The organism is Bacteroides sp. 2_2_4, from assembly GCF_000157055.1.
Classification (GTDB): domain Bacteria; phylum Bacteroidota; class Bacteroidia; order Bacteroidales; family Bacteroidaceae; genus Bacteroides; species Bacteroides ovatus.
In genome coordinates, this window is the sequence record NZ_EQ973365.1 from 215,463 (window position 1) to 236,926 (window position 21,464).

General features: G+C 41.4%; 15 protein-coding genes and 2 pseudogenes. 12 read left to right on the forward strand and 5 right to left on the reverse strand.

Translation table 11 applies throughout. From position 1 onward, the window contains the following. Positions 1-17 precede the first annotated feature (17 nt). The 5 genes and pseudogenes from rbsK to BSCG_RS30095 all read right to left on the reverse strand — a co-directional run bounded on the left by rbsK (position 18) and on the right by BSCG_RS30095 (position 4,638). Positions 18-941: a ribokinase gene (gene rbsK, locus BSCG_RS06515; RefSeq protein ID WP_008776887.1), complete on the reverse strand. Its 924-nt coding sequence runs from the start codon at positions 939-941 to the stop codon at positions 18-20. 229 nt (positions 942-1,170) lie between these two features. Then, positions 1,171-2,713: pseudogene (locus BSCG_RS06510) on the reverse strand (hypothetical protein). A gap of 139 nt (positions 2,714-2,852) precedes the next feature. Then, positions 2,853-3,332 (reverse strand): DsbA family protein, encoded by a 480-nt coding sequence (locus BSCG_RS06505; RefSeq protein ID WP_008776890.1) that lies wholly within the window; start codon positions 3,330-3,332, stop codon positions 2,853-2,855. A gap of 371 nt (positions 3,333-3,703) precedes the next feature. Then, complete coding sequence (locus tag BSCG_RS06500; RefSeq protein ID WP_008776891.1) at positions 3,704-4,303, reverse strand: DsbA family protein; 600 nt, start codon at positions 4,301-4,303, stop codon at positions 3,704-3,706. Positions 4,304-4,497: 194 nt separating this feature from the next. Continuing rightward, positions 4,498-4,638 (reverse strand): hypothetical protein, encoded by a 141-nt coding sequence (locus BSCG_RS30095; protein ID WP_008776892.1) that lies wholly within the window; start codon positions 4,636-4,638, stop codon positions 4,498-4,500. 83 nt (positions 4,639-4,721) lie between these two features. Between BSCG_RS30095 and BSCG_RS06495 the strand changes: the two genes are divergently transcribed. The 12 genes and pseudogenes from BSCG_RS06495 to BSCG_RS28995 form a co-directional block, all read left to right on the forward strand. Beyond that, complete coding sequence (locus tag BSCG_RS06495; RefSeq protein ID WP_004310725.1) at positions 4,722-8,141, forward strand: TonB-dependent receptor; 3,420 nt, start codon at positions 4,722-4,724, stop codon at positions 8,139-8,141. A gap of 20 nt (positions 8,142-8,161) precedes the next feature. After that, on the forward strand, positions 8,162-9,895 hold the full coding sequence (locus tag BSCG_RS06490) for a RagB/SusD family nutrient uptake outer membrane protein (protein ID WP_008642600.1): 1,734 nt from the start codon (positions 8,162-8,164) through the stop codon (positions 9,893-9,895). A gap of 19 nt (positions 9,896-9,914) precedes the next feature. Beyond that, entirely contained in the window at positions 9,915-10,706 is a 792-nt protein-coding gene (locus BSCG_RS06485; protein ID WP_004310723.1) for an endonuclease/exonuclease/phosphatase family protein, read from the forward strand. Between the two features lie 28 nt (positions 10,707-10,734). Beyond that, on the forward strand, positions 10,735-12,891 hold the full coding sequence (locus tag BSCG_RS06480; protein ID WP_008776894.1) for an alpha-N-acetylglucosaminidase: 2,157 nt from the start codon (positions 10,735-10,737) through the stop codon (positions 12,889-12,891). Positions 12,892-12,899: 8 nt separating this feature from the next. Further along, on the forward strand, positions 12,900-14,042 hold the full coding sequence (locus BSCG_RS06475; RefSeq protein WP_032849683.1) for a glycerate kinase: 1,143 nt from the start codon (positions 12,900-12,902) through the stop codon (positions 14,040-14,042). A gap of 6 nt (positions 14,043-14,048) precedes the next feature. Beyond that, positions 14,049-15,305, forward strand: coding sequence for a GntP family permease (locus tag BSCG_RS06470; RefSeq protein ID WP_004296444.1), 1,257 nt, complete (start codon positions 14,049-14,051; stop codon positions 15,303-15,305). 14 nt (positions 15,306-15,319) lie between these two features. Continuing rightward, positions 15,320-16,405 (forward strand): acyltransferase family protein, encoded by a 1,086-nt coding sequence (locus BSCG_RS06465; RefSeq protein WP_008776896.1) that lies wholly within the window; start codon positions 15,320-15,322, stop codon positions 16,403-16,405. A gap of 6 nt (positions 16,406-16,411) precedes the next feature. Further along, positions 16,412-18,595, forward strand: coding sequence for an alpha-N-acetylglucosaminidase (locus BSCG_RS06460; protein ID WP_032849684.1), 2,184 nt, complete (start codon positions 16,412-16,414; stop codon positions 18,593-18,595). A gap of 118 nt (positions 18,596-18,713) precedes the next feature. After that, positions 18,714-19,295, forward strand: coding sequence for an RNA polymerase sigma factor (locus tag BSCG_RS06455; protein ID WP_004317492.1), 582 nt, complete (start codon positions 18,714-18,716; stop codon positions 19,293-19,295). 108 nt (positions 19,296-19,403) lie between these two features. Further along, positions 19,404-20,360, forward strand: a complete 957-nt coding sequence (locus BSCG_RS06450; RefSeq protein WP_004310716.1) for a FecR family protein — start codon at positions 19,404-19,406, stop codon at positions 20,358-20,360. Between the two features lie 31 nt (positions 20,361-20,391). After that, the gene (locus BSCG_RS06445) at positions 20,392-21,165 is read left to right on the forward strand and encodes an endonuclease/exonuclease/phosphatase family protein (RefSeq protein WP_004302417.1); all 774 of its coding nucleotides are present in this window, start codon (positions 20,392-20,394) and stop codon (positions 21,163-21,165) included. A 7-nt stretch (positions 21,166-21,172) separates the two neighbouring features. Continuing rightward, positions 21,173-21,464, forward strand: a pseudogene (locus BSCG_RS28995) (hypothetical protein); the annotation flags it as partial.

Sequence of the window (21,464 nt, forward strand, 5' to 3'; positions counted from 1 at the left end):
CTAGGCTTTTCTTTATTCTATAAGTTGACTTCCCTTTTGTATGGAATAGCACTCTGGGCACCGATACGTGTGACGGCAATGGCAGCCGCTGCATTTGCGAATTTTACGGATTCGGCCAACGAATGTCCTTGAGATAGATAAACACTGAATGCTCCACAGAAGACATCTCCTGCTCCGGTAGTATCGATTGTTTCTACTTCTTTAGCAGGAATCATGGTATATTCGTCCTTTTCTTTCACATAGGCTCCGTCTTTTCCCAAAGTGATGACTACATTTTCTATTCCTTTCTCTCCGATAGCTTTAGCTGCCCGATGCGCACTTTCGATATCCATTACTTTAATTCCCGATAGCATTTCTGCTTCAATGCGGTTAGGTAATATAGTATGTACATTATTTAAAAAGGAGTTGCTCAAAGTAGAGGCAGGTGCCGGGTTGAGTATTATTTTCTTGCCGTATCGGTTGGCAATAGTAGCAGCGTACTCTACTGTATCGATTGGAACTTCAAGCTGCATAAGTATAATATCAGCTTCCTTGATTTTTTCTTCAGCCTTGTTGATATCTTCTGTTGAAAGCGAACGGCTGGCACCAGGTGCTACAATAATACTGTTTTCACCAAACGAATCGACAGAAATAAGAGCTACTCCTGACGGGCTTTTCTGATCGGTGAATATAAATTCAGTATTGATTTTCTCAGATCTGTATATTTCCAAAGCTTGCAGCCCGAATAGATCGTAACCAATCTTGGAGATAAAGGTGACTTCCGCTCCCAACCGGGCTGCTGCGATTGCCTGATTGGCTCCTTTTCCTCCGGGGTTCATATAGAAAGTTCCACCTAGAATGGTTTCTCCGGGGACAGGTAGTCTGTTGGCTTTCACAACCATATCGGTATTACAGCTTCCGATAACTACGATTTTGGGTCGATTGCTAGATATAGTTTCCATAATATTAATAATTAAGATGATGCAAATAAAAGAAATAATAATGCTTTGAGTTTTACATTAATACTTCATTTATATAATTTCAAATTAGGTATATAACTATCTGTTATACCTTTTATAGGTAAGTTGATATTTATGATATTTAGTGGATTTATATAATTTAAAATGGATAAATCTAGGAGTGAAAGAACTGTTTCTTGCATTAGAAATATAGATAATAGACTTTATCTTTTTAAAATTCTTTTGCATTTGTACGCTGTTTGAGGACTTCGGAAAGGTTCTCTTTTCGTATTTTTGATTCTATCCATGCGGTAAAATCAAAAATACGTAATAACTGATTTTCATATTTATCATTGTACAATTCCCGGATTTCCGGATAGAGTTTTTCCAAAAAAGCTTCTCTGTCTTTTCGCAGAATGGGCAGGTTACTTTTATTTAAGAACCATAAAACAATGTGTTCGGTTTTAAAGGTCTGCTCTTTGGGAGAAGATAAATTACGGGTAATGGAACGGGATTCGTATCGTATTAGTTCAAATTCTTGTGTTTCATAGTAAGCTATAAGACGTACCAGACGAATGGTTCTCATCAATGGCAGGTACTTGATGTTATGGTCTACAATGGCGTTACTGATATATTTTTTTGCGGCTTTGTAGTTCTGGTTACCGATGTGTATGAGGGTCGTATAGAGAAATAGCTCGCTTTTACGAATCGGGCTTAACCATGCTTCTTTATCGTAGAGAGTTTCCTTATAACGGTTCATTAGTTCTGTGCATTTTGGAAAGTCTCCTCTGTCTAGATAAGGAAATAGCTCATATTGAAAGAGTAAGCAGGTTGCGTTTATTTTGAATTCAAGTGAAGAATCTTCTACAATTAGTTTCCTTAATTTCTCCAGAAAGTAAGGCATTTCCTCATAACCGCCTACTGTCCGTAAACTTCCTAGCACTCCTTCGAGCACGGACAAGTAATAGATGGGGGGATTTGACCAAAATTGATGATTCTGTTCGAATAATAGGTTGAGCTCTCTATATGAATTTAAAGCGGCCCTGTAATCTCCTGCCCCCATTAAATAATTTGCCTGGAAGAGTTTATGATTTCGTGTCAACTCAAAATTACCTTCTGAATCAGAGGAAGCGGCTATATAGAGTTCATTGACCATAAGGTCATTCATATCCTGTTTTTGTTTGGATGTCCGGATGGAGCCAATGTGAGAAAGACGATATTTTAATAAGTTGTGTAAAGACGATTGTTCCGTGATTTTCCGGATTTTCTTTAGTGCTTCGTTCTGAATAAAATGCTTATGGAAAAGCTCTTGTTCCGTCATATTGGGGAAGTTTAGTCGAAGCAGGTATTCTAATTCTAACTTTAGTGCAAGGGTCAGTATTTCATTGTTTTCGTAAAATTGTGCCTGTTTGATGGTATCAGATAAGATTTCGAAACATTCCTCAAACAGTGAACGCTCATACAACATACGAGCCTTACATAAATTGTTCAATAGATCATAATAGACATCTTTCTTTTTGCGTAAAGTGAGCAGAGTTTCTACCAGTTTTTCATATAAATATTGGATAGACACTTCAAAAGAACCATTTGGCCGACGTTTATAGAACTCATCTTTTACCAGATTTCCATTTGGCTGTTTACTCTTTGTGATAATATCATAAATGACCAGATAGTCTTTCTCCTCCTTGTCTTTGACCACTTGCAAAGAGAAGTGTTTTTTTTCTTGATTTTGAGAGAGAGTATATGAGAGATATAACAGAATCAACTCTTTTCATGGAGGTTCTTTCAATTGGTATTAGGCTGCAATAATCGGGATTTTCTGTGAGAAAAACAAGTGATTTCAAGAAATAACAAATCCGACTTAAGCAAACTCAAGCCGGATTTGTCTCTAAATATTAATGAATGATACGTTGCTTATGCTGCCGGATCCGGTGCTTCTCCGCTACCACCTCCTTCTCCTTTATCGTCTCCATTACCATCATCAGGGGTAGTGGAGCTATTGGTTTTCGAACTATCCAACTTCTGGATACTGATCGATTTTATCATACCTTTAAACAAATTTCCTGGAGTGAAAATAATTTTACGGTTTCTCAGGGATTCCGTAGTTACTCCTTTTTCATCATCCTGACTTTTACATCCGAAAGAAGGACGGAAAGTTCCGAATTCTCCAAGGCTCACCGAAGCTCCGATCTCCATATACGTTATCAGTGAATCAATCAATCCGTCGAGTACGGATTTTACAGTACCGCGTGGAACGAATCCAACTTTTGTTACCTGGTCGCATAGCATTTTAAAATCAACAGTAACCACGTTGAATGGTCTAGCTACATATTTTTCAGCTTTTTCCTTATCAAAGCCAAAGGTTGTTTTCTTGACTACATATTTCAGTGCCATAATTTTTAATAGTTTTAATCGTTAGTAAATCTAGTTATTATTTTGTGATCACGATGCAAAGATATGGTATCGGAATTTGCTGTGCAAGCAATTTTGAAGAAGTGCGTTAATAAAATAATTAATATTGATCCAATCGATTGTTTTATAGTTGTTTGTGTGTTTATTAATCTTTACATTAATGCGATTGGTTATATAAATAGATGCTTTAGCCTGTTTTTCTCGGAAGATTATTCATCCAAATACTGGCAATGCACATAAAAATAGCCTACTTATACATTTCTATAGATTAAAATTTTAACTAGCAGTAATTTTTAAGTTTGCCGATGTGCAGAAAGAAGCAAGGATAAAAATATCTTTGGAGGAAATGCCAATTATCTTTTTAAATATACCACCGTCTTGCCTCCTCCGTATTTTCGTATGATTCCCTCTTTTAAATAGCTATTTAACAGCTCGGTTGCTTTGTACCTACTTATGCCGGCCAGCCTCGTAAAATCGACACAGGTGATACAACCTTGCTCGTCCAGATGTTGCATAAGGAGGCTACGGCATTTGTCTTCATCGGGATTGCCATTGCTTCGGTAAGGTGATTCCATGCGTTCCAGCGGCAATGGTTCCAAACTCTCACGGAATTTCTTGTTGATGCGGAGGTTTACTTTATTTAGGTGGATGGAAGGAGAGCGGATTTCTTTCTTCTCCATTACCGGATGGTCGCATTTCAGCGATAAGGAGAAATAACCTAATTCTCCGACTTCCACAATCCAGCCTTGTTTCAACCAATGTTGTAACTCATCGGTGACTGCTTGCAAGCATCCTTCAATGGTGGCCTGACTGAAGCCGTTACTTTTAGATACTAATTCTATAAACTTCTTAGCATCAAGAGTTCCTGATGGAATCACTCGTGCGTGAAGTGGTTGCTGCTCATCCTTTTTTTGTGGGTTGCCACTGGCATAAAGATCGTAATAAACACTCATGTCTTATTTTGTTTTTAGTTATTCAGTAAATATTGTCTCCGGCTACATGATTTTATTCGTTTGACTATAGTCATTTAAAACGTTGACTATAGTGCTTCTTTTATTTGACTATAGTCTATCGAAAGAAACACTATAGTCAAATGAATTAATTTGTGCACTCAAAGATATTAATTATTTCAGGTAAAGACACTAATTTATGCATTAAATGAGAAAATACTATCTACCCCTTTATATTTTCTTTTAAAAACGATACCTTTAAAGTGTTTTCTTTCTTTTTTATCAAGTATGGATTGATTTCCGGCAAGTTCTCCTATATTTCCCGAATTAATATTCATTAACTTATTTGCCGTAATACTTTTTAATATCTCTTGTGTATTAGCTAATAGATATTGAACTATTAACTTTAAAGACTAATATTATGGAAAAAGATTCTCCTTTTTCATCCACCGGCAGAAGGTGTATTGTAACCCTAATGTGCATATTTGTCACTGCTTTTGTTTATGCACAACAGCAAAAAATATCGGTTAGTATCAAAGAGCTTCCTCTTAAAGAAGCTATCAGTCAGATAGCAGAGAAGGCATTGATGAATGTAGCCTATAGCAAAGAATTTGTGGATACGAGTAGGAAAGTGTCATTGGAGGTAAAAGACACAGATGTAAACAAAGCACTAACTCTTTTGCTAAAAGGGACTAACATTGGGTTCCGTTTCCTGGATGACAGTATTTTATTTTATAATAAAGAATATCAAAATAAAACTGACCCTGTTGATTCGCAAGGAGAGAAAAAGGAACTGTATGTGAAAGGTAAAGTTACTGACGAGAATACGGAACCGATCATCGGAGCCACCGTATCGGTAAAGGGATCGACTACGGGTACAATCACCGATATCAATGGTCAGTATTCCATCAAGGTACCCTATGGAAGTACACTTCGGTACTCATACGTCGGCTATCGTGAAGAAAGCGTCATAGCGAAAGCAACGACAGTAAACGTGGTGATGAAAGAAAATGCTGTCAGCCTGGAAGATGTAGTAGTTGTAGGCTATGGCGTGCAAAAGAAAGTGAATGTAACAGGTGCCGTATCTATGGTTAAAGCGGAGGCTATTGAGAACAGGCCTATAACTAACGTAACTACAGGGCTGCAAGGATTGTTGCCTGGAGTTAGTATTGTTTCCTCTTCGGGGCAGCCGGGTGCTGTGCCCAGCATCAACATTCGTGGTACGGGAACCATCAATAGTAGTACAGCACCTTTGATCTTGATTGACGGAGTAGCCGGGGGAGACATTAACTTATTGAATCCTTCGGACATCGAAAGCGTATCAGTACTGAAAGATGCCGCCTCATCAGCTATTTATGGAGCACGTGCCGCTAACGGTGTTATTCTTGTAACGACTAAAAAGGGAGAAAAGAAAGAGCGCGTAGTATTCCAATATAACGGATATGCCGGATTCCAGACTCCCACAGCATTGCCCGAACTTGTTAATGGAAGGGAATACATGGAGCTCTCCAATGAAGCCATGAGTGCTGCCGGATTTTCCAAGCCCTATACACAAGAGGCTTTCGATAAATATGATTCGGGACTGTATCCCAACGAATATTCCAATACTGACTGGATTGACAAAATATACAAAAGCCGGGCTTTTCAAACGGGGCATAATGTGAGCGCACGGGGGGGAAGCGAGAAAACCGGATTTTTTATGTCGTATGGTTTTCTGGATCAGGATGGACTGGTTGTAGGTGACGGATATAGTTCCAAAAGACATAATGCGCGTATCAGTGTAAACACGGAGGTATATGATCGTTTGAAACTGACCGGACAGATGAGCTATGTCGATTTCTATAAAAAGGACTTAGGTTATAGCGGCACATCAGGAGTATTCCGCCTGTCACAGCGTATGTCTCCGTTACTTCCCGTCATGTGGCAAATTCCTGATGAGAATGGCCGGATGGTAGATAGTGAGAACTGGTCGTACGGTTCGGTACGTAACCCCTTGCAGGTAGCCTATGAGTCGGGAATGGAAGAACGGAAAACTCGTGTGCTCAATGGTATTTTCAATGCAGATCTCAAAATTATAGACGGACTGAACGTAGGTATGCAGTACTCTGCAAATATATATACCCGCCAAGTGGATGAGTTTAACCCGAAGATGTTGTCTTATTACTCGGACGGTAGCCCGTTGAAAGCAAATGAAGATGCCAAGGACTATATCTCACAAAGCCATCTCGACGTTATGACCCAAACGCTGCAATTCACCCTGAACTTTAATAAAACCATAGGGCGCCACGAGTTAGGAGCATTGTTGGGATTTTCGCAAGAGTGGGAAAATAGAAGCACACTGGGTGCTACGCGTGATAATGTGATGGTTGAGGATATTCACGTTATTAGTGCCGGAATGATTAATTTTATGAATAGCGGAACAAAAGACGAGTGGGCTTTACGTTCTTACTTTGGTCGTGTCAACTATGCTTTTGACGGTAAATACCTGTTTGAAGCTAACCTGCGCGCCGACGGAACTTCGAGATTTGCCAAAGGCAATCGTTGGGGATATTTCCCATCGTTCTCGGCAGGATGGAACTTCTCACGTGAAAAATTCATGGAGTTCGCTACTTCGGTATTGAGCTCGGGTAAGCTGCGTGCTTCCTGGGGTGAGTTGGGAAATCAAAACATTCCCGGTAATTACTACCCTTACTTGTCACCTATCATAACCGAAGAGTCTTATCCTATCGGAGCTTCTAATACACCTGTTATGGGACTTTGGCAAAACAAAATCGGTAATCCCGACATCAAGTGGGAAACCATCCGCATGCTTAATTTCGGGGTAGACCTTAGTTTTTTGAACAATAGACTGAATGTGGACTTTGATTGGTATAAGAAAGAAAATATTGATGCATTGGTTCGTCCCGATGTTCCGGCTATTGTCGGGGTTTCCAGTAGTAACGTAGGTTATGTCAATCTTGGTAAGATTGATGTCAAAGGATGGGAACTTAATCTGTCATGGCGTGATAAGATCGGAAGTGTAAATTACAATCTCGGGTTCAATCTGTCGGACGCCCGTAATAAGATTACCGATTTGGGTGGAACTCCGGAGTCGCTGACCAGTACGGCTTCCGGTTCGTATCGTCGGGTAGGTGATCCGATAGGTGCTTTCTATGGTTATCTGACTGATGGGCTGGCGCAAGTGTATGACTTCGAATCGGTGAATACAACTACAGGTAAGTACCAGAAACCAAAATTTCCTCTTGTTGCATCACAAAACGGCATTGTACAGCCCGGAGATATTAAGTATCGGGACATCAGTGGTCCTGACGGCGCTCCCGATGGGGTAATTGATGACTACGACAAAGTGGTGTTTGGCGAGAAAGAGCCCCATTACACTTATGCAATCAAGGGTGGTTTGGAATGGAAAGGCATTGATTTCAGTTTCTATTTGCAAGGCGTAGGCAAAGTTGCCGGTTACCTTGAGGATGAGGCTCGGCATGCGTTTATCAATGACTACTCAATCCCTAAAAAAGAGCATCTTGACAGATGGACGCCTATGAATCCAAATGCTTCTTATCCCAGACTTTATCAGTCGCAGGAGCACAACAGACTCTTCAGTGACTACTGGAAAGAGGATGCATCGTACTTGCGCCTGAAGAATATTCAGATAGGTTATCGTTTTCCTGCCCGAATGGTGGCACCTCTTGGTATTAATAGTCTTAGAGTATATGCTTCGGCAGATAACTTGTTTACTAAAACCGATTACTTCGGAGCTTATGACCCTGAAGTGAGGACCACCAGCGGAGATGTCTATCCGCAAGTAAAAACCTATGTTTTTGGATTATCAATAACATTCTAACCTATTAAACGACTATAAAGATGAAATACTCAAAATACTTTTTAATCATTGCTTTCTTTGGTATAGTTACCTCATGTAGCGATTTTCTGGATAGAACGAACCCTAACGAGCCGGACAATGTAACATTCTGGGTAAATGAAGATCAGCTTAAAAATGCCTTGCCTCCCTGTTACGAAGCTTTACAAAAAGACTATCTCGTGAATTGGAGTGAATCGACGGCCGAAACTGTTATGTGGGGGAATATTACTAGTGGACTAAGTAAGGTTTCGGGAGGCAAGCACTCTTATACTGACGGCTTCCCCTTCACTACCTATTGGACAGGAGCGTATAGCTATATTTATCGCTGCAATAATTTTCTGGACAACTATAATAAAGCGCAGGTAGCTCAAAATAAGAAGGACGTTTATGCTGCAGAAGTAAAAACCATCCGGGCGCTTATGTACTTTTACCTCACGACATTTTGGGGTGATGTACCTTGGGTAGGAGAAGTCATCCAGCCCGAAGATGCATATATCGAACGTACTCCCAGAGAGAAAGTCATTGACCAGCTCGTCGAGGATTTGAAATGGGCGGCAGAGCGCATGCCTGAAGAAAGGTATACAGGCGACAAACTGGGAAGACTCGACCGCTGGGGCGCTTTAGCCATATTGGCACGTATTGCCTTGCAAAACGAAAGGTGGGAACTGGCTGCAAAAACGAGTGAATATATCATCGAAAACAGTCCCTATGGCCTGTATGAATATGAAAAACTATTTCATCACGAAGGGGATGTCGAGAATGATCCGAAAAATATCGAAGCCATCGTATATAGCCTTTTTGTACCTGAAATCCGTACACAAAGTCTGCCCAATGAAACTTGCAGTCCGACAGACTATATACGCCTCAATCCAACGAAGTCATTAGTGGATGCTTATCTGTGTACAGACGGTAAACCGGCAAAAACCGGATTGGAATATTATAAAAAGACCGGTGTGCAGACCTCATCGTTATACAAGTCGCCTGAAGAGCATTATGTGGATTATTTCCAGAACAGAGATCCTAGAATGAAGATGACTTTATATGCTCCGGGTGACAAATGGCCGGGAGGAGATGACGGTGATCCTGATACGGATAAGGCCAACGAGATATTTAATCTGCCTCGTTTTGCTTCATTGCAAGATAATAACCGTGTGGGGGCAAATAGCCGTACAGGTTTCTATCTGAAAAAGTATAACGATATTGATTTGGCCGGTTCGAGTGTGGGTGGGCATGGGAATCTCAATGTCATCCGCTTTGCCGAAATCTTGCTGATTTATGCCGAAGCCACTTTCGAACTACAAGGCAAGAAACTGACACAAACACAGATTGATTACTCCATCAACAGGCTTAGAGATCGTGTGAATATGCATCGTATGAACCTTGACGAACTTGGCGCATGGGGGATGGATCTCGAAACCGAATTGAGAAGAGAACGTCGCATTGAGTTGGCAGGTGAAGGAACAAGATACGCCGATGTGATGCGCTGGCGTGAAGGCGAACTTCGCTTTGGACGTGCCATCACCGGTCCCAGCCTGAAAGTTTGTATGAATGATTTGGGCGCCAACCCGTATCCCGATACCGGAGTAGATGAGTTTGGTGATGTTATCTACGAAAAGTCTACCGCGGAAGGCGGAGCACGCTACTTCGACGCAACGAAACATTATTTGTGGCCCGTGCCTAATCCCGAGCGTCAGAAGAATCCTCTGTTAGGACAAAATCCGGGCTGGGAAAAGTAATCATAAAAAAATAGAAACCATGTATTCAATGAAGAAATATTTATTATTGTTTTTATGCCTGACTTTGGGCGTTGCCTATGCGCAAGATACTCTACGGGTGCGGGTAATGACCTATAATTTAAGATTTGGCGAACTGGCATCTTTAGAGGAACTTGCTCATCACATCAAATCCTTCAAACCTGATTTTGTGGCGCTTCAGGAAGTGGATAGCAAAACAGACCGTAAGCGTACCCCGCATCAGAAGGGGAAGGATTTTATATCCGAACTTGCCTATCATACAGGGATGTTTGGGCTTTACGGAAAAACGATTGACTATTCTACCGGTTATTACGGTATTGGGATGTTAAGTAAATATCCATATATTTCTGTCCAAAAGATAATGCTGCCCCATCCGGTCAAAGAGCATGAGAGGCGGGCCATGCTGGAGGGATTATTCGAAATGGGTAATGATACCATTGTTTTTACCTCTACGCATCTGGACGTCAACTCTCAAGAAACACGGGCGGAGCAAATAAAATTTATTACCGGGCATTTCAAAAATTATAAATATCCTGTAATTTTGGGAGGTGATTTCAACGCGCGTCATTACTCGGAGGCAATACGTGGTATGGATAGCTGGTTTGCTGCAAGCAACGATGATTTTGGAATGCCGGCATGGAAACCTGTGATTAAGATCGATTACTTGTTTGCTTACCCGCAAAAAGGATGGCGTGTGATTAGTACACAAACTGTTCAGTCGCTTTTGTCAGACCATTTACCGATTATTACGGAACTGGAATATGTGAAAGAAGCATCGAAGAAAAAATATTGATACTCACTTATAACATTTATGATTTTCTATGATACATACAATAATCAAGTATTTATTGATTTCAACAACGCTTTTTTTCTGCTCATGCCACAAGCCTAAGACGGATATTATCACCCCCGCCAAACAGTTAATAGAACGTCAGATTGGGGAAAGAGCACAGTCTATCCACTTTGAATATATCGAACCATCCGACGGTAAAGATATATTCGAAGTGATAGCAAGCGACGGCCGGCTTACCCTAAGGGGAAGCAGCTCCGTTGCTATCTGTTACGCTTTTCATACGTACATGAAAGAGGCCTGCAAGAGTATGAAAACATGGAGCGGTGAACATATAACGTCGGTGATGCCGTGGCCCGATTATGAATTGTATGAACAGGTGTCCCCTTATGAGTTGCGTTATTTCCTTAATGTTTGTACATTCGGCTACACTACTCCTTACTGGGACTGGGAGCGTTGGGAAAAGGAAATTGACAGGATGGCTCTTTATGGTGTAAATATGCCTTTGGCTACTGTGGCCAGCGAAGCCATTGCGGAACGGGTATGGCTGCGTATGGGATTGAACAAAGAAGAAATCCGTGAGTTTTTCACTGCCCCCGCACACCTTCCCTGGCATCGCATGGGCAATCTGAACAAGTGGGACGGTCCCTTATCTGATGCATGGCAACAGAACCAAATCGCTTTGCAGCATCAAATCCTGACCCGTATGCGCGAGTTGGGTATGCAGCCCATAGCACCCGCGTTTGCAGGTTTCGTGCCGGAAGGATTCGTCCAGAAACATCCCGACACACAATTCCGGCACATGCGGTGGGGTGGTTTTGATGAAGAGTACAACGCCTATGTATTGCCACCGGATTCACCTTTTTTCGAAGAGATAGGCAAACTGTTTGTCGAAGAGTGGGAAAAAGAGTTTGGAGAAAATACGTATTATCTCTCGGATAGTTTTAATGAGATGGAGCTGCCTATCGATAAGGAAGATAAAGAAGCGAAATATAAGTTATTGGCCGAGTATGGAGAAACGATCTATAAATCAATTGCAGCCGGAAACCCGGATGCCGTTTGGGTTACACAGGGATGGACATTCGGATATCAACATTCATTCTGGGATAAAGAATCGCTTAAAGCCTTGTTAAGCAATGTACCTGATGATAAAATGATTATCATTGATTTGGGCAATGATTATCCGAAATGGGTGTGGAACACCGAGCAAACATGGAAAGTACATGATGGGTTTTACGGAAAGAAATGGATATTCAGCTATGTACCCAACTTTGGTGGGAAAAACACCATGACAGGAGACTTGGACATGTATGCTAGTTCCTCGGTCAAAGCATTACGTGCCGCAAATAAAGGTAACTTGATTGGGTTCGGTTCTGCCCCTGAAGGACTCGAAAACAATGAGGTTGTTTACGAACTGTTAGCCGATATGGGATGGTCATCAGACAGTATCGATCTGGACGATTGGATGAAGATATACTGTGAGGCCCGTTATGGGGGATATCCCGATGCCATGGAGGAAGCTTGGAAACTTTTTCGGAAGACAGCATATAGCTCTTTGTATTCATACCCCCGTTTTACCTGGCAAACTGTAATTCCCGATCAACGGCGGATCAGTAAAATTGACCTTAGTGATGATTATTTGCAAGCTATACGTTTGTATGTTAGTTGCGCTGACGAACTGAAAGGCTCTGAATTATACAGAAACGACCTCATAGAGTTTGTTTCGTATTATGTAGCGGCTAAAGCTGAAAATTTTTATAAGCAGGCCTTGAAAGATGATTCGGAGAATCGTGTTCTCGCAGCGCAACGTAATCTGCAACAAACTGTTGATTTGTTGATGGACGTTGACAAGCTATTGGCTTCTCATCCTTTATATCGATTAGAAGAATGGGTGGAACTTGCGCGCAATAGCGGAACAACTCTTCAGGAAAAAGATGCTTATGAAGCAAATGCCAAACGCTTGATTACAAGTTGGGGTGGTATTCAGGAAGATTATGCTGCCCGTTTCTGGAGCGGGCTGATTAAAGACTACTATATCCCTCGTATACAGCTCTATTTTACAAAAGACCGGAATAAAATCCGAGAATGGGAGGAGCAATGGATCACATCTCCCTGGAGCAACAGTACGACTCCGTTTGATGATCCGGTCAAGGCTGCATTGAATTTAATAGAGAAAACAAATAAGTGATAGCTTTTATGAAAAAGATTGTATTGGCATTCGACTCGTTTAAAGGTTCGGTCGGTTCTTTTGAGATAGCAAAAGCTGCCGAAAAAGCGATTCAGGAGGAATTACCCGACTGTCAGATTATACGTTTCCCCATAGCTGATGGCGGCGAAGGGACTACAGAAGCTTTATGCTCCGCCCTTCATGCCCAAATGGTGTCATGTCGGGTACATGATCCATTCATGAAGCCAATTGAAGTATCGTATGGTATCGTAAACAATGGTGCGATGGCTATTATCGAAATGGCCTCGGCCTGCGGTCTGCCATTGATTGATTCAAATCGAAGAAATCCCATGAAGACTACGACTTATGGAGTTGGAGAAATGGTTGCTGACGCATTAAAACGCGGGTGTCGGGAATTCATTATCGGGATCGGCGGAAGTGCTACGAATGATGCGGGAATAGGTATGCTGAAGGCTTTAGGTGCACGCTTTTTAGATAGCGGAAACGGTGAGTTGGAGCCTGTCGGCGAAAATCTGATAAAAGTCCATCAAATAGATATTTCCCAATTAAATCCGGCATTGAAGGAAAGTAAATTTACGATTGCCTGTGATGTTAGTAACCCATTTTTTGGAAAAGAGGGTGCGGCCTATGTATATGCTCCCCAAAAAGGGGCAAATAGTTTGCAAGTGATAGAGTTGGACAATGGGTTGCGGCATTATGCACAGGTGATAAAGGAATATACAAATATGGATATATCGCAGCTTCCCGGTGCTGGAGCAGCCGGAGGAATGGGAGGCGGTCTGCTTCCGTTTTTGAATGCAGAATTGCAATCCGGAATAGAAGTTATATTGAAAACGCTTCGTTTCGAGGAGGTCGTCCGACAGGCAGACCTGATACTGACCGGAGAGGGGAAGCTGGATCGCCAGACTTGTATGGGAAAAGCGCTGGACGGAATCTTACGTGTCGGTGAGAGATGTCAGGTTCCGGTGATAGCGTTGGGGGGAGCGGTCGAAGCCACCGAAGCGCTTAATAGGATGGGGTTTACTGCCGTACTGCCTATTCAACCTTTTCCGGTAACACTTGAAGAAGCGATGCAACCGGAGTTTACGAAAGAAAACATAGAGAGAACGGTGCGACAGGTGGTGAGAATCATAAAACAATTTACTAAATAATACTCAATGACAGCGATAGGCGCATTAATCGGGCTTTCATTATCCATACTGTTAATCATAAGAAAGCTTTCTCCGACATACAGTCTGATTATCGGAGCGATAGTCGGAGGGTTGTTGGGAGGACTATCTTTAAATGAGACCGTAACGGTGATGACCGAAGGAGTGAAAGAGGTCACCCCGGCGGTATTGCGGATTCTGACAGCCGGAGTCTTGTCAGGCATATTAATACAAACCGGAGCTACCACGGTCATCTCCAATGCGATTATAAACAAAATGGGTGAAAAACGGGTATTTATGGCATTGGCACTCGCAACGATGTTGCTTTGTACGGTAGGCGTCTTTATTGATGTGGCTGTGATAACCGTTGCGCCGGTGGCTCTTTCGATAGGCAAGCGTCTAAACCTGTCTCCATCTGTGTTACTTATTGCTATGATCGGAGGAGGTAAGTGTGGAAATATCATATCACCTAACCCGAACACCATTATAGCAGCCGGAAATTTTAATGCAGATCTATCGGCTGTAATGTTTGCCAATATTTTACCGGCAGTGATCGGTTTGTTTTTCACTGTTTTTGTTATTGTCCGTCTGATGCCTCAAACAGTGAAAAACAAAAAAACGATGATGCAAACAGAGGATAAAGAGGAAGAGAGAAATCTGCCTTCGTTAAGAACCAGTCTGATTGCTCCTGTTGTTACGATTGTTTTATTGGCATTACGTCCTGCGGCAGGAATCAATATCGATCCTTTGATAGCGTTGCCGGTAGGTGGTTTATGTGGTGCTATCTGTATGAAACAATGGAAAAACATTCTTCCGAGTATAGCGTATGGACTGCAAAAGATGTCTGTGGTAGCTATTCTGTTGATAGGAACCGGAACTATTGCCGGCATCATAAAGAACTCTTCTTTGAAAGACTGGATTCTTACAGGATTGGATCATGCTCATATTAGTGATGCATTGATTGCTCCTATATCAGGCGCGTTGATGTCGGCGGCTACCGCATCGACAACAGCCGGAGCAACACTGGCTTCTTCTTCGTTTGCTGAAACGATATTGGCTATAGGCATTTCTGCGGTTTGGGGGGCAGCTATGATTAATTCCGGAGCTACAGTTCTTGACCATTTGCCACATGGCTCGTTCTTTCATGCGACAGGAGGCGTATGCGAACTCAACTTTAAGGAACGTCTGAAGCTGATACCTTATGAATCGCTTATAGGGATAGTGTTAGCTGCCGGAACGACTATTTTATATATAATAAGTAATTAAAAGAATCAAATATTATGAATCCGAACAAACGGCTACTTTCGCTTGATGTACTTCGGGGTATTACTGTTGCCGGGATGATCTTGGTCAACAATACAGGAAAGTGCGGGTATAACTTTGCCGCTTTTGCACATGCCAAGTGGGATGGCTTTTCGCCGGCCGATCTGGTATTTCCGATGTTTATGTTCCTGATGGGTATTTCGACCTACATCTCCTTGTGTAAGTATAACTTCCAGTGTCGACCGGCCATTGCGAAAATCATAAAAAGAAGTCTCTTATTAATATTTATAGGTCTGGTTATGGAGTGGTTCATTACATCAATCGATAGTGGTAACTATTTTGATTTGAGTCAGCTCCGGTTGATGGGAGTTATGCAACGGCTTGGGATTTGTTATGGTATTACAGCCTTATTGGCCGTAACAATACCGCATAAGCGTTTTATGCCATTAGCTATTATCTTGCTGGTTGTCTACTTTATTTTTCAGTTATTTGGAAACGGATTTGAAAAAAGTGTGGATAATATCGTCGGCATGATTGATTCGGCTATTTTAGGGGCTAACCACATGTATCTTCAGGGCCGCCAGTTTGTCGATCCCGAGGGGATACTTAGCACGATTCCCGCTGTGTCTCAAGTGATGATCGGTTTTGTTTGCGGAAAGATAATCATTGACATTAAAGACAATGACCGCCGGATGCTGAATCTATTTCTTATAGGTACCACGCTGTTGTTTGTCGGCTATTTGTTAAGCTATGCCTGTCCTTTGAACAAACGTTTGTGGTCTCCTTCGTTCGTTTTGCTCACTTGTGGGATTGCGGCATTGTCATTGGCATTGCTGCTTTATATCATTGATGTGAAGCAGAATAAAAAGTGGTTTTCGTTTTTTGAAGCATTTGGAGCGAATCCGCTTGTAATTTATGTGTTTAGTTGTATAGCCGGAGGATTACTTGTGCATTGGCATATCCATACGGCCGTATTCAGTAATTTGCTTAACCCGTTATTCGGAAATTACTTCGGTTCATTTATGTACGGTGTATTTTTCCTGTTGTTCAATGGGCTGTTGGGATATGTTTTGTTAAAAAGAAAAATCTATATAAAATTATAAATCAGGATGAAAAGAAAAAGTGTATACACGTGTCTGGTTATGCTGCTTATGTCGTTGGTTCTTCAGGCTAAAGACAAAGACGTAGCTGTTGCGGAAGCATTATTGAAACGTTTGCTTCCGTCATACATCGAGAGTTTTCAGTTTCAAAAGTTAAAAGGAGAAAAAGACTGCTTTACGATAGAGTCTGTAAAAGATAAAATTGTAATTGGCGGAAACAATGCCAATTCAATGGCGATGGGACTGAACCATTATCTAAAATATTACTGTCTCACTACAGTGTCATGGTATGCGGATATAGCCGTTGAAATTCCTGAAGAATTGCCGATGGTTGGTGAGAAGGTGGTTTCGGAAGCGAGAGTGGATACTCGCTTTTTCCTGAATTACTGCACGTATGGTTACACGATGCCTTGGTGGCAATGGAAAGAATGGGAGCGCTTTATTGACTGGATGGCCCTTAATGGTATAAATATGCCTTTGGCAATTACCGGACAAGAAGCCGTGTGGCATAAAGTCTGGTCGAAAATGGGAATGTCGGACATCGAAATACGCTCTTACTTCACGGGACCGCCGTATCTGCCCTGGCATCGGATGGCTAACATAGATCGTTGGAACGGTCCGTTGCCGATGGAATGGCTGGAACACCAGGTAAGCTTGCAGAAAAAAATACTCGCACGTGAGCGTGAATTGAATATGAAGCCCGTATTACCAGCCTTCGCCGGACATGTACCTGCCGATTTAAAACGGATCTATCCCGAGGCCGATATTCAACATTTGGGCAAATGGGCTGGCTTTGCTGATGCATACCGTTGTAACTTTCTGAACCCTAACGATGCTTTGTTTGCGAAAATTCAGAAGTTATTTCTTGATGAACAAAAAAAACTTTTCGGAACCGATCATATTTATGGTTTAGATCCTTTCAACGAGGTTGACCCGCCCAGTTTCGAACCCGAATATTTGCGGAAGATAGCATCGGATATGTACGCTACATTGACGGCTGCCGATCCCAAAGCCCAATGGATGCAAATGACGTGGATGTTTTATTTTGATAAAGATAAATGGACTTCCGAGCGAATGAAGGCTTTGCTGACAGGAGTGCCACAGAATAAAATGATATTACTTGATTATCATTGTGAAAATGTTGAATTATGGAAAAGAACAGAGCATTTTCATAATCAGCCCTATATTTGGTGTTATCTGGGCAATTTCGGGGGAAACACAACTTTGACAGGTAACGTCAAAGAAAGTGGCGCACGACTTGAGAATGCTCTCATTAACGGTGGAGGCAACCTTAAGGGAATCGGCTCTACGTTGGAAGGATTGGATGTGATGCAATTTCCCTACGAATACATTCTTGAGAAAGCATGGAACCTGAATGTAGATGATAATAAATGGATTGAATGTCTGGCTGACAGACATGTGGGATGTGTGTCGCAGTCTGTGCGCGATGCTTGGAAACGATTATTCAATGACATTTATGTACAGGTGCCGCGCACATTGGGTACCTTACCCGGGTATCGCCCTGCATTGAATAAGAACAGTGAAAAACGGACAAGTAATGTGTACAGCAATGTTGAACTACTAGAGGTCTGGAGAAAATTGAATGAGGCATCTTCTGACCGGAGAGATGCTTTTCGCCTGGATTTGATTACTGTAGGTAGACAGGTGCTTGGAAACTACTTTCTTGATGTGAAAATGGAGTTTGACAGGATGGTTGAAACTAAAGACCATCAGGCTTTGAAAGCTTGCGGCGAGAAAATGAAGGAGATATTGAATGATTTGGATAAGCTGAATGCCTTTCATCCTTACTGTTCGCTGGATAAATGGATTGATGATGCGCGGAAGATGGGAGATTCTCCCCAGTTGAAAGACTATTATGAAAAGAATGCTCGCAACTTGATTACTACTTGGGGTGGAAGCCTGAACGATTATGCCAGTCGTTCGTGGGCCGGGCTGATAAGTGATTATTATGCAAAACGCTGGGAGGTGTATATCAATACATTCATCAAAGCGGCCGAGAAAGGTGTAGAGGTGGATCAGAAACAACTTGAAGATGAATTAAAAGAAATAGAAGAAGGTTGGGTAAATGCAACTGATCGGGAGGATACTCGAAAAGATGTTCATTCAACAACTGACGGATTATTATCATTCTCCACCTTTTTATTCAGCAAATATCAAAGACTGGTGAAATAAATAAGAGGCCTGTTTCATTTGTTGCTCGCGAATCATGCTATATCAGAAAGAATTAATATATTTGAAAATAAGGACTTGATATAATAAGCTTTTTATTTTCATATTTAAAATGATTAAGATGTCCCAGAAATACTCACAGGATGAAGCCCAAGCTTTGGTTAAGGCTCTGAAAGAGGGGAACCAGCTGGCATTTAGTATTGTATACAAGACGTATGCGGCGCAGACCTTTTCTTTGGCATTTAAATATTTGCTGAATAAAGAATTGGCTGAAGATGCCGTGCAGAACTTATTCTTAAAACTCTGGCTGAAAAAAGAAGAGATCGACGAAACAAAACCTATAAACAGATACCTTTTTACGATGTTGAAGAACGATCTGCTCAATACGTTGAGAGATTCAAAGAAAAATATCTATTTGCTTGAGGATTGTCTTTCAATGGTTTTGGAATTGGAAGACAATTCTCAAAACGAAAACCTTAAGCAAGAACAAATGAACATCATACAGCAAGCTCTTGAGCAACTTTCGCCGCAACGCCGCAAGGTTTTTGAAATGAAAGTTTCGGGAAAATACTCCAATCAGGAAATAGCCGATAAACTTAATCTTTCGATCAATACAATTAAATTTCAATATAGCCAATCTTTGAAGCAGATTCGCGCGACAGTGGGAGAGCTTAGCCTATTGTTGCTTTATTGTATGATGTAGTTTTATCACTTTTTGCTGATATGGAACGTTCTCTTGAATTAACACGGTTTAACGTAGTCTGTATAATACTTTTTTGTAACAGTGTGTATTACTAATAGATATTGAAATATGAAATCAAAAAAGAAACATACAAATCAGGACTTTGAAGTAGTTGACGGCATCGGGAAATATATGGATGACGACATTCAAAGGATAATAGAAGGTAAACAGCTCGAATTGGGCGACAGAGAATTGCCTCCTTTTGATGAATATCGCATTTATAAGAATATTCAGGAAGCCGTGATGCGGGAAGAAAAACGAAAGAACAGGAGAATAAGGATGCCATTGTTCTTTAAGTGGACGGTAGCTTGTGCAATTGTTTTGCTTGTGATAGGTGTAGGATATAATTTCTATCAAAGTCATAGTGAGGCAAACCTTGTTTATCGGGAGGTTTGTGCTGTAAGGGGTGAGAAGCTACTTGTATTACTTCCTGATGGTAGCCGGGTGTGGTTAAATGCCGATTCTAAATTGACCTATCCGGAACAGTTTGCAAAATACAACAGGAATGTTACGCTGGAGGGAGAGGCTTATTTTGAGATAGCAGAAAACAAGAAATCCCCTTTTCAGGTGCTTGCCGAGAATGTGAAAATACAAGTGACGGGAACGTGTTTCAATGTAAAAGCATACGCTTCGGATAAGGTAATCAAAACTACACTCGACGAAGGAAGTATAAATATCGGGCATGTGCAAAGCCGCAGGCCTATGCAGCAAATGCTTCCCGGACAAACTGCAGTTTATGAGAAAAGGAGTAATGTAATAAAAATAAAAACTGATAGATATCACGATGATGCTTCGAGTTGGAAGAGCAACCGGCTTATTTTCAGAAATGCATCATTGAAAGAGGTGCTTACAACACTCTCGCGTCATTTTGATATAGAGATTACAGTTAAAAACGAAAAGATTGCTTCGTTTACGTACGACTTCGTTTGTAAAGGGAACGATTTGAACTATGTGTTGGAGGTGATGCAATCCATAACACCGGTTAGCTTTAAAAAAATATCAGAATATACATATACCGTTGAATAAGTAAACTTAATCTAATAACAAAAACAAATTTATGAAAGCACTTTTAAAGCCCATTGTATGGGTATGCCTTTTCTTCTTTGCGTATCAAAGTACGTATGCGCAGGCTCTTAAAATAATGAGCTATAATTGCCGGATGTCCGGACAGATGACTGGTTACTCGGTGAAGGAGTATGCTGTATTTATCAGGAAATACAATCCGGATGTTGTAATGTTGCAAGAGATAGATTACAACACAAAAAGGAACAAAAATCAGGATTTCACCACTCAACTGGCTGCGGAGTTGGGATTGTTTTCCGTATTCGGGAAAGCGATGGATACTGGGGGTGGAGAATATGGAGTGGCTATCCTTTCAAAATATCCTTTTGTTTATATCAATAACAAAACTTTTGAAGGGATAGACGGAGCCAAAGAACCCCGGACGCTATTATATGTAGATATTCAGGAACCGGGAACTTCAGACGTAATCAGGATAGGAACGACTCACCTGGATCATTCGACAGACCTGATAAGGAGCGCAATGGCCGAACAGATTAATGAGCGGATTGGTACGGGAGATACCCCGACACTGCTGGGGGGAGATTTTAATGCCCGGACCGACTCTAATGTGATTTGTGAGGTAATGAAGAACTGGCAGAGAATCTGTGATGATACATTCACCTATCCGGCAGATCAGCCGACAATCAAGATTGATTATATATTCGGACTTCCACAGAATAAGTGGAAAGTGAAATCGTTTAAAGTTTTATCTAATCCGGAGGTTTCTGACCACAGGGCTTTGTTTGCTGAAGTTGAATTTGTAAAATGAATGAAATATGAAATCAAACTATCTATATCTGCTATTTATATGTGTCATCTCTTGCCTGTTCGTTTCATGTAGTGATGAGGATAACAAGGGAGAAGATATTCCGGAATGGAACCGGTTCAGAACAACTAACGTATTGGTTTATGCACACTTGTCAGAGCAAAATTTATTTAGCTCTTGTAGTTATAAAGAGGTGGCGTCATCTATCAGAAACACTGTTCATTCAGTGGCATTGCTGGACAGGACGAACGCTGTCTATGGGCAAACAGCAATCATAAATACGGGTACGGAGACTGCTAGAG

Bases quoted from the DNA above. Each gene is read 5' to 3' on its own strand.
- rbsK (WP_008776887.1), bottom strand. From the start codon at position 941: ATGGAAACTATATCTAGCAATCGACCCAAAATCGTAGTTATCGGAAGC.
- BSCG_RS06505 (WP_008776890.1), bottom strand. From the start codon at position 3,332: ATGGCACTGAAATATGTAGTCAAGAAAACAACCTTTGGCTTTGATAAG.
- BSCG_RS06500 (WP_008776891.1), bottom strand. From the start codon at position 4,303: ATGAGTGTTTATTACGATCTTTATGCCAGTGGCAACCCACAAAAAAAG.
- BSCG_RS30095 (WP_008776892.1), bottom strand. From the start codon at position 4,638: ATGAATATTAATTCGGGAAATATAGGAGAACTTGCCGGAAATCAATCC.
- BSCG_RS06495 (WP_004310725.1), top strand. From the start codon at position 4,722: ATGGAAAAAGATTCTCCTTTTTCATCCACCGGCAGAAGGTGTATTGTA.
- BSCG_RS06490 (WP_008642600.1), top strand. From the start codon at position 8,162: ATGAAATACTCAAAATACTTTTTAATCATTGCTTTCTTTGGTATAGTT.
- BSCG_RS06485 (WP_004310723.1), top strand. From the start codon at position 9,915: ATGTATTCAATGAAGAAATATTTATTATTGTTTTTATGCCTGACTTTG.
- BSCG_RS06480 (WP_008776894.1), top strand. From the start codon at position 10,735: ATGATACATACAATAATCAAGTATTTATTGATTTCAACAACGCTTTTT.
- BSCG_RS06475 (WP_032849683.1), top strand. From the start codon at position 12,900: ATGAAAAAGATTGTATTGGCATTCGACTCGTTTAAAGGTTCGGTCGGT.
- BSCG_RS06470 (WP_004296444.1), top strand. From the start codon at position 14,049: ATGACAGCGATAGGCGCATTAATCGGGCTTTCATTATCCATACTGTTA.
- BSCG_RS06465 (WP_008776896.1), top strand. From the start codon at position 15,320: ATGAATCCGAACAAACGGCTACTTTCGCTTGATGTACTTCGGGGTATT.
- BSCG_RS06460 (WP_032849684.1), top strand. From the start codon at position 16,412: ATGAAAAGAAAAAGTGTATACACGTGTCTGGTTATGCTGCTTATGTCG.
- BSCG_RS06455 (WP_004317492.1), top strand. From the start codon at position 18,714: ATGTCCCAGAAATACTCACAGGATGAAGCCCAAGCTTTGGTTAAGGCT.
- BSCG_RS06450 (WP_004310716.1), top strand. From the start codon at position 19,404: ATGAAATCAAAAAAGAAACATACAAATCAGGACTTTGAAGTAGTTGAC.
- BSCG_RS06445 (WP_004302417.1), top strand. From the start codon at position 20,392: ATGAAAGCACTTTTAAAGCCCATTGTATGGGTATGCCTTTTCTTCTTT.